We start from the raw sequence: 14,609 nt of genomic DNA, 5'->3' as shown, positions 1-14,609 counted from the left end.
GGCGGCCGTGTACAGCTTCGCGGCGAGCACCGGATCGGGTTCGGCTGCCTCGTCGGCGGCTGCTTCGAACGCCTCGGCGAGTTCGGCGCCGCTGAGCTCGGTACCCAGCAGCGGTCGCACCAGGTCGAGCACCGGTCCCTCGCGGTCGAGCTGGAGCCGGACCAACCGCTGCGACACCGCCAACCGCCGTTCCTCCGGGACGAGAGCGCGCACAGCACCCGCCACCAGCGGCAGTGGTGCGCCGTCGTGGGTGAGCAGTCCGCACGCCCTGGCGGCGTCGACGGTGCGAGCCACGCCGTCGTGGTCGGTGCCCAGCACACCGGCGAGCAGGTCGACGTCGAGCCCGGCGCCCGACGTGGCCGCGAGCAGCAGGGACAGCGTCTCCGGGGGCAATCGGTCGAGATCGTGGCGGAACTCGGCGAGGACGGAGGCGGGCAGGCCGGTGGCGTCGGGCGGTACGGGAGTCCCGGCATGGGCTTCCAGGGCGTTCGCGAGCCGCACGACGAATCCGGGCACCCCGAGTGTCTGCGCGCGCACCAGTTCGGCGAGTCCGGCCCGTTCGCGCCCGAGTAGCGCTGTGATCCGGCGGGTGTCGAGAGGGCGCAGCACGACCTGCCCGCGCAGGCGGGAGAGCAGCGCGTTCAGTTCCGGGGGACGCGGCCACGGCCGGGCGGCGATCACGAGTCCGGTGACTTCGTCGCCCGCCCGTTCCCGCAGCTCGGCGAGCGCGGTGTCGTCGAGTTCGTGGGCGTCGTCCACCAGGACCAGCTCGGCGGTGGCGATGTCCCGGACGTCCTGTTGGCCGTACCACGCAACGGTGACGTCCCGGGCCTCGCACCAGCGCGCCAACTGGTGCAGCATGGCCGTCTTGCCGTGGCCACCGGGCGCGACGACGGCGAGCCGGGCAGGCGCGAGCGTTCCCTGGGCGACGGCGCGGCACAGTTGGCGGGTCGGTTCGTCGAGCAGCGGCTCGTCCGGTGTGGAGGCCGAAAGCGTGGTGGGACGCTCCGGCGAGGCGATATCGGATGCCGGCATCAACGTTCCTCGTCTCGGTCTTCGGTCGGGCCGCGCCCACGGGCCAGCGAGAACCGCCGGCGGGGCGGCTGCAGCGGCGTGATCTCCACCGGTGGTCGCCGTGGTGGCGGCTCGGCGTCCTCACCGCGGCTCGCCCGGTCGTACAACGCGGGTGCGTCTCCGATGTCCGGCACGAGCGCGTCGTCGCGCTCGGCCACCTGTGTCTGTTCCGGTTTCGCGTCGGGTGCGGCGCCCGGTCGGGGGCGGGGCCTCGGCCGAGCCACCAGCGCCGCTCCCCGGCACCGCATCGTGCCGGGATCGTCGTCGACCACGACAGGGCAGGGCAGCATGGTGCGCGCGAGCCCTGCGGCAAGGGGGATCCTCGCGCTGCCTCCCACCAGAAGCGCCGCCGCGAGCTGCCCTTCGGGGACGTGGGTCAGCAGGGAGCGGAGTCTTCCGACGGCGGAGCGCAGCACCGGCGCCGCGAGTTCCTCGAACTCCTGCCTGCTCAGCGACACCGTGTCGGTGACGAACACGTCGGTCGTGGTCGAAAGCCGTTCCTTCGCGGCGAGAGCCGCCGCCCGCAGCCTGCCCATGGCGTACGGGTCGCCGTTGTCGACGTCCGCCCGGTCGAGGACGTACCGCACCACGAGGTCGTCGAGCCTGCAGCCCGCCTCGTGCTCCGAGGACTCGTTGTGGGCGAGCAGTTCGACACCCGTCGGGGTGCGGCGGAGCAGCGCGGTCTCCACGTGTACCCCGCCGACGGCGCACACGGCGAGCAGGCGGCCCGGCTCGACGTCCTCGACGTCCGCGCGGGCGAGATGGCATTCCGCGGCGGCCACGGGACTCGGCAACGCCAGCACACCGGGGAGTTCGGCGGCGTCGAGCGCCTCGTGCAGCAGCCCACGCCGGTAGGCCGACCAGCCGGGTGGATGAGTGACGACGATGCGTTCGGCGTGGGCCGCCTCCACCTCGGCGACGCGGTCGGCGACCCAGCCGATCATCCCGGCCGCGAGGGTCTCCGCCGGGTAGGAGAGCTCACCCAGCACGAACGGCACCGGATCGCCGGTGCGGTGCAGCGGCGCTCGGGCCACCCGTTCGGGTTCCGTCGCGACACGTTGCAGTGCGGCATGGCCCACAGAAAGGTCACCGCGCTCGGAAACGTGCAGGACGGACTCCGCCCACGGGGTGGGGCCCCCGAGGGGGATCACCTCGGCGGGGCTCCACCCGCCCTGGCGGTACCGGCACACGGCCGCGCTCACACGGGTGGCACCGAGGTGTATCCCCAGGACATAGCGCATAGGCGGCGGTTTCCTCACGGCTCGTCGCGGTGGTCCGTACCTGCCGGGGTTCACCGCAGTCGGACCGTGCCTCCCTTCGTACCAAAGTCATGCCTCCGAACGGCACCCCCGAATAAGCCGTTCGCCGATCCCCTAAGCCCCTAACGCGAGCCCGGGCGCGGGTCGTGGAGAACCCGGCGTCCTCCCCGATGCCCTCGTCCCTCCCATCTCCCTAGCGTCGGCTTCGCCGTCGCGCGCGGCGACTACGGACGTATGCCTCATACCGAAGGAGAAACCCTTGATCCACGCACAGGGGGAGACGGAGACCGAGCACGAAGTCACCGTCTCCAACCCCGCGGACGCCGTCCCGCAGGAGCAGACGCTGTACGACTTCGTGGTCACGCTGCTCAACGACGCCACGGCGCGCGCCGCGTTCGCGGAGGACCCGGCCCAGGCTCTGGAGAGGGCGGGCCTCGGTGACATCACCGCTGAGGACGTCCAGGACGTGATCCCGCTCGTGATGGACTACAACGAGCTGCCGGGCACGGACGTTGTCGGTGCGCCCGAGATCGGTGCTGTCAACGGCCTCGACGGCGCCATCGCGCAGCTCAGGGGCGTGGCCGAGGCGGCGGGCGACCGCGCGGACCTGGCGGGCACGACGGGTCTGGAATCGGGCCTCGGCGCCATCGCCGGGGGCGGTGCCGCCACCCTCGACGGCGCGTCCGGCGTGCTGCGGTACGACACGGAGGCCGCCACCGGTGAGGTCGCGGGCCAGCTCAGCGAGGACGGTCTGAACATCGGTTCCTACACCGACAGCCTGGTGGGCCAGGCCGCCGGCACGGGCGGTGTCGGCCCGGAGAGCGCGGGCGGCATGGTCGGTGTGGAGAGCGTGGTCGGCGACGCCGCCGCCATGCTGGACGTGACCCGCGACAGCGGGTACGGCACCGTGGGCTTCGAGTCGGAGCAGGTCCGGACCGGAGTGTTCGGTGACGTGAGTGACGACAGCGCCATGGGCGGCGCGGGCGTGCGCACCGACGTGGTGACGGGCGAGGGAGCGGCGCGGCTGACCGACGACGGCTACGCCGCCGGTGGCTCGCTGGAGACGCCGTTCGGCACCTACGGCATCGAGATGTCGCAGGATGTCAGCGTCGGTATCCCCGAGGTCGAGACCACGGGTGACCTGGCCGACACCCTCGACACCGACACGATCACGCGGGGCAGCGAGGCGGCCGCGAGCACGGTGGCGACGTACGTGACCTCCGGCGGCGCGGCACTGCACGGTGCGGCCCGTTCGGCGGCCGAGGAACTGCCCGTCGACCTCCCGGCGGAGATCCCCGCAGGCGCCGTTCCCGCGGGTGTCCCCGCCGATCTGCCCGCGAACCTGCCCGTCGACCTCGCGGGCGGCCCCGCCGTCGACGAGCAGGTGCTCTCGGAGTCGAGGGACCTCGACCTGGAGATCGACAAGCCGATCCAGGTGGCCGACATCGACACGAACCTGCCGAACGTGGCCGACACGGTGTACGGCGTGGCCGGCGAGCTCCACGAGGTTCGCGACGGCCTGTCCACCCTGCCGAACCAGCTCGGCTTCGAGGTGCCCACGGACTCGCCGGAGATGCCCGACCTGCCGGTGGCCAACCCGATGCCGACCCCCGCCGACGACGCCGCGGACCAGGTGAGCGGGGGCGTCGCCCGCGTCGCTGACACCGTGAGTGACAGCCCGCTGGGTGGGGTTGCCGAGAAGGGTGAGGATCTGCTCTCCGGTACCTCGGGAATCGGTGATCTGGACCTCGGTCACTGACTCTCAGTCATCTCAGCAAAGTAACAGGCCGGGCTCGGTGATATTACGAGCCCGGCCTGTACTGCGTAGCGTGAACGAGGCACACTGTCCGATCGATGAAGGCAACCCCCTGGCTCGACGTGCTCGACGAGGCCATCCGGTCGTGTGCCGCGCACGACCGGAACGACCTCGTGCAGCGCCTGCAGGTCCGCCGTGCGGAGCTCGCGGGACCGAAGGTTCGCGTGGTGATTCTCGGAGGCCCGGGCCAGGGCAAGAGTCAGCTCCTCAACGGACTGCTCGGTGCGGACGTGTGCGCGGTGGGGGATGACACGACCACCACCGTGCCCGCCGTGGTCGAGTACGCGTCCGCGCCCGTGGCCGCGATCGTGCCCGGTGTTCAGGCGCCGTTGGTGGAGGCCCCGAGGGGCGAGGACAGCCTGGTGCTGGAGGGGCCGGTGCCCAGCCTTCCGGCACTCGCCAGTGCCGACCGACAGTCCGTTTCGGTCGATTCCGCCACCGCGACCGCCAACCGCCGAGGCGGCGTGGCGAGAGTCGAGATCGGACTCCCTCGCAAACTGCTCGAAACGGGACTCACCCTCATCGACACACCGCCTTACGGGGCGGAACCCGGTGAGCACGCTCACGCCGCGCTGGCGACGTTGCCCCACGCCGACGCCGTGTTGCTGACCACCGACGTGACCCGTGACCTCTCCCCGGCCGAACTCGACGTGCTGGAGCGCGTCCTCGCGCTGTGTCCCACGGCCGCCGTCGTGCTCACCAAGACCGACCTCGTGCCCGGTTGGCAGCGGGTGGTCGACCGCAGCAGGGCCCTCCTCGAACGGCAGGGGCTGCCCGCGACGGTGTTCCCGGTGTCCTCGGCCCTGCGGCTGCTCGCGGCGAGGACGAACGACTCCCGGTTGAACGAGGAGTCCGGGTTCCCCGCGCTGATCTCGTACCTGCACCGCGAACTCATGGGCAACGTCGACGTCCTGCGCCGGCGCTGTGCCGGGGCGCTCGCCGGGCTGGCCGTCGACCAGGTCGTGCCCCCGTTGCGGGAGCGGTTGGCCGAACTCCAGCAGGGTGGCGACGCCGAGCTGGCCGCCAGGTACCGGGCCGCCGGGCGACAGCTCGAACAGTTGCAACGCGAGGCGTCGCGGTGGCAGACCATGCTCTCCGACGAGGTGGCCGACCTCACCGCGGACCTCGACTACGACCTGCGCGACCGCACCCGCCGCATCCTGCGCGAGGCGGACGAGTACTTCGAGACGGCCGACCCCGCGAAGGACTGGCCGACGTTCGAGGAGTGGTTGCGCGACAACCTCACGGCGGCGGCCGAGGCGAACTCGCGGTGGCTGCTCGACCGGTTCGAGTGGCTCACCCGCAAGCTCGCGGACGTCATCGCGTCCCACCGTCCCGACGCCTTCGCACCGGACGAGGTGCTGCCCGGTATGCCCGCCGAGGAGCTCGGCGAGCTGCGGATGCCGAACATCGAGAAGTTCACCCTCGGTCAGAAACTGTTCGTGGGAATGCGTGGTTCGTACAGCGGGCTGCTGATGTTCGGGCTCGCCACCACACTGGCGGGGATGGATCTCATCAACCCGATCTCCCTCGGTGCGGGTGTGGCGTTCGGTGCGAAGAGCGTGTTCGAGGAACGCGGAACGCGACTCAAACGCAGGCAGGCCACGGCACGCAGCGCCGCTCACCGCTACGTCGACGACTTCTTCCTCGCCTACGGCAAGGAGAGCAAGGACACCGTGCGGCTGATCCACCGCGAGCTGCGTGACCGGTGCATCGCCGTGGCGCAGGAGCTGCGTACGGAGCTCAGCGACGCCGCGCAGCGGGTGAAGCAGGTCATCGACGCGGAGGCCGCGGAGCGCGGCACGGCGATGCGGGACGTGACCCGGCGCATCGGCGAGCTGGAACTGCTGCGCAGGCGGGCCGAGGCCCTGGCGCCGAGGACGGTCGTGCGAGGACTCACCGCATGAACCTGGCCGACCGGGCGTGGTCGTTGCTCACCCGGGCGCAGGAGGTGTACACCGACAACCCCAGAGCGTCGAACTGGCTGCGGATGCACCTGGCGCGGCTCGCCGAGCCCGTGCGGTTGGCCGTGACCGGGCAGGCGGGCTCGGGGAGGACGACGCTCGTGGCCGCGCTCACCGGCGACGCCGACCGTGGTGGCCCCCCGAACGCCCCGAGGTCCTGGCGGCATGTGCCCGCCTGCCGCACCTGGCCGGAGCTGCTGGTGCTCGACACCTCGCTCACCGGGCAGCACTCGGAGGCCCGGGTCGCCGAGTCGATCGGCCTGGAGGCGGACGCGGTGCTCCACCTGCTCGGTCCACACGACACCGACACCGCGTCGCTGCGCGCGATGCACGCCCAGTCCGCGACCCGGCTCGTGCCCGTGAACGCGCTCGCGGTGCTCTCACGGGCCGACGAGCTCGGTGGCGGGCGGGTGGATGCGCTGACCTCGGCGCGGCGGGTGGCGAGACGGTGGGCGAAGAACACCCCGACCGCGGAGCTGTGCCAGGACGTCGTCGCTGTGGCGGGTCTGCTCGCGCGGGCGGCGCGCACGCTCCGGCATGACGAGTTCGAGCTGCTGGCCGCGCTCGCGGCCGTGCCGAAGGCGGAACTCGACCCGCTGCTGTTGTCGGCGGACCGGTTCGGTTCTGACCCCCGGCGCGCGGAACTGCTCGCCCGGTTCGGGCTCTTCGGTATCCGCCTGGCCACCACGTTGCTCCGGAACGGCGTCGGCACCCCGCAGGCGCTCGCCACGGAGTTGTGTCGACGCAGCGGTCTCGACGCCCTCGGCGAGGCCGTGTCGGTGTACTTCGCCGACCGGGCCCACGTGTTGAAGGCGCGGTCGGCGTTGCTCGGCCTCGGTGTGATGCTGCGGAGGGAGCCACGGCCGTCAGCGGCCCCGCTGGTGGCCGAGTTGGAACGCACGCTCACGGGCGCGCACGAGTTCGCCGAGCTCCGGTTGTTCGCCGCCCTGCGCACCGGCAGGGTGAGCCTGCCCGGCGACCTCGGGGAGGAGGCCGCGCGGCTCGTCGGCGGTTACGGTGACGCGCCGCAGGCCAGGCTCGCCCTGGACGCCGCCGGGGGCGTGGGCGAGCCGGACCTGCGGCAGGCCGCGGCTACGGCGTTGCGGCTGTGGCGGTCGTACGCGGAGAACCCGGTGCTCTCCTCGGCGGAGCGGCACGCGGCGTCGACCGTGGTCCGAACCTGCGAAGCGCTCGTCACCGGTCCGCTGTGACCGGCAGCGCGCGCGGGACCACGAGATCGGTTGTCATCCGGTCCTTGTCGGTCGGGTCGGGGCGGGCTCAGGCGAAGATGTCGGCGCCGGTGACGTACCGCATGCCCTCGACGAACTCCGGCCGCTGCGCGCGTTCCTCCAGCTCGGCGGGGGTGGGGTCGGCGACGTGCTGGTGCAGCCAGTACACGTTGCCCAGCGGGTCGCGGACGCGGGCGACGACGTCACCGAAGTGCAGCTCCGTGGGGCGCGTGATCACCTCCGCGCCCGCGTCGACGGCCCTGCGCACCGTCTCGTCGGCGTCGGCGACGTAGAGGCGAAGGAACGCCGGTGTGTCGGGCCAGTGCGGGCGCGAGTCGAACAGCATGATCCGCGCGTCGCCGAGCTGGGTCTCGGCGTGGCCGACGAAGCCGTCCTCGCCCTGCACGCGGACGGTCTCGACGGCGTCGAACGCCTTCGCGAGGAAGTCGAGGACCGTCGCGGTGTCCCGGGAGATCACCCACGGCGTCACGGTGGTGTAGCCGTCGGGGACTGTCTTGACCTCGGTCACTGTGGGCCGCCTCTCGTGGTTGGTGACACCACGCTAGGAGGCGAGTAGGTCAGGACCGGTCCTATTCGCCGGGCATTCTGGAAGGCATGAGCACGCCTTCGCGACTGCTGAGCCTGCTGTCCCTGTTGCAGACCCCGCGCGAGTGGCCGGGCAGCGAACTCGCACGCAGGTTGGAGGTCAGCCCCCGCACCGTCCGCCGTGACGTGGAGCGGCTTCGGGAACTCGGCTACCCGGTGGTGGCGACCAGGGGCGCCGAGGGCGGCTACCGACTGGTGGCGGGTGCGGCCCTGCCGCCGTTGCTGCTGGACGACGAGGAGGCCGTCGCGATCGCGGTGGGATTGCGGGGCGCCGCCGGGCACGCGGTGGCCGGGTTGGGCGATGCCGCCGTGCGGGCGCTGACCAAGTTGGAACAGGTGCTGCCGTCGCGGCTGCGCTACCGGGTCGGCACGCTCAACACGGCCATCGATCCGCTGCCCCACCAGGTGGGGGACACGGTCGAGGTCGCGGTGCTCACCACCGTGGCCGGTGCCATCGCCAACACCGAACGGCTGCGCTTCGCGTACCGCTCGTACCAGGGTGAGGAGTCGCGGCGGCATGTCGACCCGCACCGGCTCGTGCCGTTCGGGCGGCGCTGGTACCTGGTCGCCTTCGACAACGACCGGAACGACTGGCGGGTGTTCCGGGTGGACCGGATGAGCGAGCCGTTACCCACGGGTGCCCGTGCGGCCGGGCGCGAACTGCCCGCCGAGGACGCGGCGAGCTTCGTCACCGACTCCCTGTACAGCCTCGCGCCCACCTACAGCGCGGTGGTGACCGTGTTCGCGCCCGCGGAGCTCCTCGACGCCCGGTTGGGCGAGGTGGAGCCGATCGACGAGGGACGATGCCTGCTCCGGTGCCACGGGGACACGGTGGAGTGGCTCGCCATCGGACTCACGTCGCTCGGGCACGAGTTCCGCGTCCACGAGCCGGTCGAACTCGTGGACCACCTGCGTGGGCTGGGGCAGCGCGCGCTCAGGGCGGCGGGACAGCCGGAGGCGCCGCCCTCCTGACGCACGCCCGACGAACGGCGGCTTACCTGGGTTCACCCGAATGGGTAAGGATGCGCCGGTGATGTCTTCCCAACGCAGAGCGAGGATCACGGGCAGCACCGTGCTCACGGTGCTCGTGGCCACCCTGGGGGTGTCCGCCGCACCCGGTGTGGCGGCGGAGCCGAACTCCCCCGAGGCGGTACCCACACCCGTTCACGAGATCCAGGGCACGACGCGGCTCTCACCCCTCGAAGGTGAACGTGTGAGCGTGGAGGCCGTGGTGACGGCCACCCGCACGTTCGGATCGAGCCGTGGGTTCTGGGTCCAGGACCCAAGACCGGACGACGACCCGCGCACCAGTGAGGGACTGTTCGTCTTCACCGGCCGCACGACACCGGACGTCGCGCCGGGTGACGCGGTCACCGTGGTGGGCACGGTGGCCGAGTACTACCCGGGTGACCCCGCCACCACGGCCGCGCAGTCGACCACCGAACTCGTCGACGCGGAGTGGACGGTCACCGCTCGGGGCACGCGGCCGCCCGAGGCGCTCGCGATCGGACCGGACACGGTGCCGGACGCACTGACCGCGTCGCCCGGCGGCAACATCGAGGCCGCGCCGCTACGCCCCGACGTCTACGCCCTCGACTTCTGGGAGGCGCACGAGGGAGAGCTGGTGTCCGTGGTCGACGTCCGCCTCGTCGGCCCGAGTACCGACTACGACGAGTTGTACGTGACCACCAAGCCCGCCCAGAACCCCAGCGCCCGTGGCGGCACCGTCTACCACGGCTATGACCGGCCCAACACGGGAATCCTCAAGATCGAGTCGCTGATCCCCTTCTCGCAGCGGCCCTTCCCCACGGCCGACACGGGCGACACGCTCACCGGGGTGACGTCCGGCCCGGTGGAGTACGACTCGTACGGCGGCTACACGCTCATGGCGAACGTGCTCGGCGAGGTCAAGGACAACGGCCTGGAACGCGAGGTCACGCGTGCCCAGCGGCCGGGCGAGTTGGCCGTGGCGACCTACAACGTCGAGAACCTGTCCGCCGTGGACGGCGAGGAGAAGTTCGCCCGGCTCGCCGAGGGCGTGGTGCGCAACCTCGCCGCACCGGACATCGTCACGCTGGAGGAGATCCAGGACGACAACGGCACCGAAGGCGTCGGCGACGGAGTGGTGTCCGCGGACGAGACGTTGCGCCGGTTTACCGACGCCATCGAGGCGGCCGGTGGCCCGCGGTACGAGTGGCGGCAGATCGATCCGGTGGAGGGCGCGGACGGTGGCCAGCCCGGCGGCAACATCCGTGTCGGGTTCCTGTTCAACCCGGAGCGCGTGCGGTTCGTCGACCGCGAGGGTGGCGACGCGACCACGGCCGTGAAGGTCGAGGGCGACCGGAGGAAGGCGCGGTTGTCCGTGTCTCCCGGCCGTATCACCCCGGGGCACTCCGCCTGGCTGGACAGCCGCAAGCCGCTCGTGGGCGAGTTCGTCTTCCGGGGCCGCACGGTGTTCGTGGTGGCGAACCACTTCGCCTCCAAGGGCGGCGACCAACCCGTCCACGGCCGGTTCCAGCCCCCGGCCCGGCCCTCGGAACAGCAGCGGATCGAGCAGGCCGGTCTCGTGCGGGACTTCGTGGACGAGTTGCTGTCGGTGGACCGCAAGGCGAACGTCGTCGTGGCGGGGGACCTCAACGACTTCCCGTTCTCGCCGACACTGCGCGAACTGACACGCGGAGGGGAGCTGCGGTCCCTGATGGACACGCTGCCGCCGAGCGAGCGCTACAGTTACGTCTACGAGGGCAACTCGCAGGTCCTCGACCACGTGCTGATCTCCGGGGGCCCCCGGCGTGTCAGCTACGACGTCGTGCACATCAACGCGGAGTTCGCCGACCAGGCGAGCGACCACGACCCGCAGCTCGTGCGGTTCGTTCCGAGGTAGAGCGACCTGTTCACACCCCGAACGGCGCGGCGTAGCGCACGACTCCGCTCGGAGGCCGGTTCCCGTCGAGGCTCACCACCATGAAGGCCTCGTCGGGAACCTCCACGGGGAGAGTGACCCCGTACGTGGAGGCGCGTTCGAATCCGAAGCGCGGGTAGTACGAGGGATGCCCGAGCACCACGACGAAGGACTCACCCGCCTGCCGCGCCGCCCGCAGCAGAGCCCGGACGGCCGCGGAACCCGCACCCCTGCCCTGCTGTTCCGGCAGCACGCCCACCGGGCCGAGTCCCAGCGCGGGGACGTCGCCGATGTGGCAGCGAGTCAGCAGGGCGTGGCCGGTGAGCCCGTGGTGAGAGTGTTCGACCACCACGGAGAACTCGTCGATCCACGCCGGGTCCCGCCGCAGTGTGTCGACGAGTTCGGCCTCGAGTTCGGTGTCGAAGGCGGCGCGGTGCACGGCGTGCACGGCCGCCTTGTCCGCCGGGGTCTCCCGCCGCGTGTGCCATTCGACTGTGGACAATCCGGACACTGGGTGCCTTTCGTCCCGTGGGTGCCGGTGGCACCGCATCGGCGGGACCGTAGTCATCACCGCCATGCCGGGCCAACAGGTTTTCGGGGACTGGTGGCTCGTCGGAAGGGGTTCGTCTCCGTCAGCGACGGGCTCGCCAGCCGAGTGCCTCGACCGCCTTGGTCAGCTCGCGGTAAGCGGTCCGGATCTCCTCGACGTGCTGGTCGAGGTGCTCGCCCCTCGCGGAGGTGATCGGCGGTGGTGGCTCGCCGGGCTCGATCCAGGAGAGCCGCTCCACGTTGTCCTGGGCCATGCGCCACCAGCGGTGGGCCCGCTCCTGCACGGCCACCTCCTGTTCGGCGAGCCGTTCGACACGCAGGGCCGCCTCGGCGATCTGTGATTCCAGCTCGTCGATGCGGCGCCGTTCCCATTCGCGTAGCTCGTCGGCCGACCTGCGTGCGCGGCCCATGATCTCCTTGTAGCGCACGGCGGCCGTGGGCTCGTCAGGCATCGGTGACCTCCGGTCGGTGGAACGGGATGGTGACCTCCGGGCTCGCGTGGGTGCCGCGGTCGAAGAACAGCGCCCGTCCCGCCCTCGGCGACCACTGCACCACCTGGCCCGCACAGAACGCCGCGAGTTCGCTGCCCTGCACGTCGAGCGCCACCCAGGCCCCGATCTCCTCGGTACCCCCGAATCCGAGCGTGTCCTTGAGCCGGGCAACACCCCGCCACCAGCCGAGCACGTGCAGCCCCTTCGCCGGTCCCTGCTTGAGCAGGGTCCGCAGGTGCTCCAGCGCGCTGGGTTTGCCGGGCTCCTTGCGTTCCAGCGCGGGCAGCACCGCGTCCACGCCGTAGAGCACGAGAAACCGGTCACTGTCCGGTTCGGACAACCGTTCGGTGTGTTCGGTGACGAGTGACGGGATCTCGCCGGCCGTCGCCACACCCGCCTTGTGCCCGAGGGCGGCGAGGTCGTCGGCCAGCGCCCGCACCTCGCCGAGGCAGGTGTCCACGGCACAGCCGAGCACGAACTCCACCGCACCCGCCGGGTACTGCCTGGCAAGCGACCGGGTGGCCGCGTCGAGCACGGACAGGGCCTCGGCGGTGCTGCTGCCCATCACCGCGAGGTTGCGTCCCGGCGTGGAGGCCATCTCGACGCCGTGGGCGTTGTCGGTGACCTCGATCGACTGCCCCACGAGTGCCCTCGGCCGGTCGGTGCCGGGTTCGAGAGCGGCGAAGGCCGTGGACTCGTCGAGGCGCGGCGCGACGGCGCCGTCGAACAGCCTCGGCCGCCCGTGCGTGGCGTAGCGCTGCCACAACTGCCGTTGCAGTACCGGGAACGTGTTCTTCGCACTGGCGTCGGGGATGTGCGCGAGCTGGTTGCCGTGCGCGACCCCGGATTCGTGGTTCACCACGGCGTGCCAGCGCGGCGCCGCCACGGCCGCCTGGTTCGACTCGGCCAGCACTCGCCTCGCCTTCGGCATCGCGATCCGCAGCGTGCACTGCTCGAACACCGCGGGTTTGCCCCAGAACGCGTCGATGCCCGCGATGTCCTGACTGGCCAGGATCAGGTGTATGCCCTGGGAACGACCACGCCTCGCGAGGTCCTCCAGCAGCGAGGTGGCCATGGCCGTCACCGAGTCGCGTTCGGCGAACAGGTACTGGAACTCGTCGATCACGGCGACGATGCGGGGCCAGTGCCCGTTCGGGTCCGCATCGCGCAGCTCCGCGATGTTGGTGACCTCGAACTCCTTGGCCGCCGCCGAACGACGCCGCATCTCGTCGGAGAGGAACCGCAGCAGCGCCAACCCGAACTCGCGGTCGGTGTTGACGTTCACGCCCACGAGGCGGGCGTGCGGGAGCCAGCTCTCGTCCTTCTTGCCGGGTGCGAGCCCCGCGAAGGAGACCCCCTCCTTGAAGTCCAGCAGGTACAGCGCCAGCTCGTCCGGTGAGTAACGGGCCGCGAGACCGCCCAGCAGCGCGTAGAGGAAGTTCGTCTTCCCCGAGCCGCTCGGCCCGCCGATCAGGGCGTGCGGGGTGGCGTCGCCGATCACCACCTCCACCGGCTCGCCTTCGTGGAAGCCGACGGGAGTCCGCAGCTCCCGCGCCGAGGACTCCTGCCCGAACTCCGTCGGCAGCAGGTCGGCGAACGACCGTGGACCGCCCTGCCTGGTGACGATCGCGTCGGCGATGCGGGCCGCCGCGCCGGCCACCTGTCCGGCGGGCAACGCCGGGTCGAGCCGCACCTCGACGCCCGACCCGGTCATCGACGTCACCGCGCGGCGGTCGTCGAGCAGGGAGATGGTCTCCACCGAACCGCCCAGCACCGTGGGCACGTCCACGAGGATGAGTGAGATCCCGGCGGCGAGCGCGCCGGTGGCCACGCGCTTGAGGTCCCGCAGGTGTTCGGGCGCGAGGTCCTCACCGTTGCCGTACAGCACCGCGATCCGCCACGGCTCCACGCGTTTGCCGGTGGCCTCGCGCATCGCGCGCAGGGACGGGTAGCCCGCCTGCATGGTGTGGGTGTGGATGCGGCGGATGTGCCCGGCGAGTTCGTCGAGCAGGTCGACCAACCGCGTGGGGTCGTGGACGGTGACGGCGCTGGTTCGGCTCAACGCGTAGAAGTTCGGCAGTACGGCCGTGAGCTGGCCGACGTCCCACAGGTGCACCTTCACCGCGCCCGGGGTGAAGGTGCTGAGCACCCGCATCAGCAACCCTTCCACGAGCGCGTCGACGGTGGGCCTGGTCTTCGGCGCCGAGGTGATCGACAGGTGTGACTCGTCGAGCAACGGCACGGCGACGTCGAAGGACAGCGTGGTGCCGGGCGTGCGCCCGACACTCGATCCGTCCACAGTGGCCTCCCCGATGCGCCACAGCTCGGGCGGCCGCATGCCTTCGGAGGTGCCGAGCCTGCCGAGCCACTCCCCACCGGGCCTGCCCGCCGGGCCGGGTGCCGCCGAGGCGACGAGGTCGCGCAACTGGCCGGGACCGTCGGCCCAGTCGGCGTAGAAGCGGCTGCGCACGTTCTCCAGCCACGCCCTCACGGCGGTCATGGCCGGATCCCCGCGGTGCTCGGCGAGTTTCGGGTCGTTCTCGGCGCGGTCGAGCCCCACCGAAAGCACGAGTTGTTCCAGCCGCAGCTTCGTGAGCGCGTCCTCGGCGTCGGAGTGGGCGTTACGGGCGGCGCCGAGGGCGAGCCCGATCTGGTGGCGCAGCGCTTCCAGCGCGTTCGTCACCCGCGCGCGCTGTTCGACGACCTTGCGTCGCATGGG

Annotated in this window: 10 protein-coding genes and 1 pseudogene; 5 read left to right on the top strand and 6 right to left on the bottom strand. The window is 71.6% G+C overall.

What is annotated here, in order from left to right:
* Positions 1-1,035, bottom strand: a pseudogene (locus SACCYDRAFT_RS27065) (LuxR family transcriptional regulator); the annotation flags it as partial.
* Positions 1,035-2,315: an Hsp70 family protein gene (locus SACCYDRAFT_RS23520; protein WP_005460027.1), complete on the bottom strand. Its 1,281-nt coding sequence runs from the start codon at positions 2,313-2,315 to the stop codon at positions 1,035-1,037. The gene SACCYDRAFT_RS23520 and the pseudogene SACCYDRAFT_RS27065, both read right to left, overlap by 1 nt.
* A 277-nt stretch (positions 2,316-2,592) precedes the next feature.
* On the opposite strand from SACCYDRAFT_RS23520, the gene SACCYDRAFT_RS23515 reads away from it, so the two are divergent.
* From SACCYDRAFT_RS23515 to SACCYDRAFT_RS23505, 3 genes are all read left to right on the top strand, one after another.
* Positions 2,593-4,092 carry an IniB N-terminal domain-containing protein gene (locus SACCYDRAFT_RS23515; RefSeq protein WP_005460025.1) on the top strand — a complete coding sequence of 500 codons (1,500 nt, stop codon included), beginning with the start codon at positions 2,593-2,595 and terminating at the stop codon, positions 4,090-4,092.
* A 95-nt stretch (positions 4,093-4,187) separates the two neighbouring features.
* Positions 4,188-6,056 (top strand): dynamin family protein, encoded by a 1,869-nt coding sequence (locus SACCYDRAFT_RS23510; protein WP_005460023.1) that lies wholly within the window; start codon positions 4,188-4,190, stop codon positions 6,054-6,056.
* A complete protein-coding gene (locus SACCYDRAFT_RS23505; protein WP_005460021.1) occupies positions 6,053-7,324 on the top strand; it encodes a hypothetical protein in 1,272 nt (423 codons plus the stop codon). The genes SACCYDRAFT_RS23510 and SACCYDRAFT_RS23505 overlap by 4 nt, the downstream gene beginning before the upstream one ends.
* 67 nt (positions 7,325-7,391) lie before the next feature.
* Here SACCYDRAFT_RS23505 and SACCYDRAFT_RS23500 read toward each other — a convergent pair whose 3' ends face one another.
* On the bottom strand, positions 7,392-7,871 hold the full coding sequence (locus SACCYDRAFT_RS23500; protein WP_005460019.1) for a VOC family protein: 480 nt from the start codon (positions 7,869-7,871) through the stop codon (positions 7,392-7,394).
* A gap of 86 nt (positions 7,872-7,957) precedes the next feature.
* Between SACCYDRAFT_RS23500 and SACCYDRAFT_RS23495 the strand changes: the two genes are divergently transcribed.
* Positions 7,958-8,920 (top strand): helix-turn-helix transcriptional regulator, encoded by a 963-nt coding sequence (locus tag SACCYDRAFT_RS23495; RefSeq protein WP_005460017.1) that lies wholly within the window; start codon positions 7,958-7,960, stop codon positions 8,918-8,920.
* 61 nt (positions 8,921-8,981) lie between these two features.
* The gene (locus tag SACCYDRAFT_RS23490) at positions 8,982-10,832 is read left to right on the top strand and encodes an endonuclease/exonuclease/phosphatase family protein (protein WP_005460015.1); all 1,851 of its coding nucleotides are present in this window, start codon (positions 8,982-8,984) and stop codon (positions 10,830-10,832) included.
* A gap of 10 nt (positions 10,833-10,842) precedes the next feature.
* Here the strand turns inward: SACCYDRAFT_RS23490 and SACCYDRAFT_RS23485 are convergent, their stop codons facing one another.
* The 3 genes from SACCYDRAFT_RS23485 to SACCYDRAFT_RS23475 all read right to left on the bottom strand — a co-directional run bounded on the left by SACCYDRAFT_RS23485 (position 10,843) and on the right by SACCYDRAFT_RS23475 (position 14,606).
* Entirely contained in the window at positions 10,843-11,361 is a 519-nt protein-coding gene (locus SACCYDRAFT_RS23485) for a GNAT family N-acetyltransferase (protein ID WP_005460013.1), read from the bottom strand.
* A gap of 121 nt (positions 11,362-11,482) precedes the next feature.
* On the bottom strand, positions 11,483-11,851 hold the full coding sequence (locus tag SACCYDRAFT_RS23480) for a hypothetical protein (protein WP_005460012.1): 369 nt from the start codon (positions 11,849-11,851) through the stop codon (positions 11,483-11,485).
* Positions 11,844-14,606: an FtsK/SpoIIIE domain-containing protein gene (locus SACCYDRAFT_RS23475; protein ID WP_005460011.1), complete on the bottom strand. Its 2,763-nt coding sequence runs from the start codon at positions 14,604-14,606 to the stop codon at positions 11,844-11,846. The genes SACCYDRAFT_RS23480 and SACCYDRAFT_RS23475 overlap by 8 nt, the downstream gene beginning before the upstream one ends.
* Positions 14,607-14,609 lie beyond the last annotated feature (3 nt).

Source organism: Saccharomonospora cyanea NA-134, from assembly GCF_000244975.1.
Taxonomy (GTDB): Bacteria; Actinomycetota; Actinomycetes; order Mycobacteriales; family Pseudonocardiaceae; genus Saccharomonospora; species Saccharomonospora cyanea.
The sequence above is the reverse complement of the archived record's forward strand: the minus strand, read 5'-3'. Positions and strand labels throughout refer to the sequence as shown.

Excerpts from the sequence above, each read along its gene's own strand:
- SACCYDRAFT_RS23480 (WP_005460012.1), bottom strand. The coding sequence starts at position 11,851 with ATGCCTGACGAGCCCACGGCCGCCGTGCGCTACAAGGAGATCATGGGC.
- SACCYDRAFT_RS23475 (WP_005460011.1), bottom strand. The coding sequence starts at position 14,606 with ATGCGACGCAAGGTCGTCGAACAGCGCGCGCGGGTGACGAACGCGCTG.
- SACCYDRAFT_RS23505 (WP_005460021.1), top strand. The coding sequence starts at position 6,053 with ATGAACCTGGCCGACCGGGCGTGGTCGTTGCTCACCCGGGCGCAGGAG.
- SACCYDRAFT_RS23490 (WP_005460015.1), top strand. The coding sequence starts at position 8,982 with ATGTCTTCCCAACGCAGAGCGAGGATCACGGGCAGCACCGTGCTCACG.
- SACCYDRAFT_RS23520 (WP_005460027.1), bottom strand. The coding sequence starts at position 2,315 with ATGCGCTATGTCCTGGGGATACACCTCGGTGCCACCCGTGTGAGCGCG.
- SACCYDRAFT_RS23510 (WP_005460023.1), top strand. The coding sequence starts at position 4,188 with ATGAAGGCAACCCCCTGGCTCGACGTGCTCGACGAGGCCATCCGGTCG.
- SACCYDRAFT_RS23495 (WP_005460017.1), top strand. The coding sequence starts at position 7,958 with ATGAGCACGCCTTCGCGACTGCTGAGCCTGCTGTCCCTGTTGCAGACC.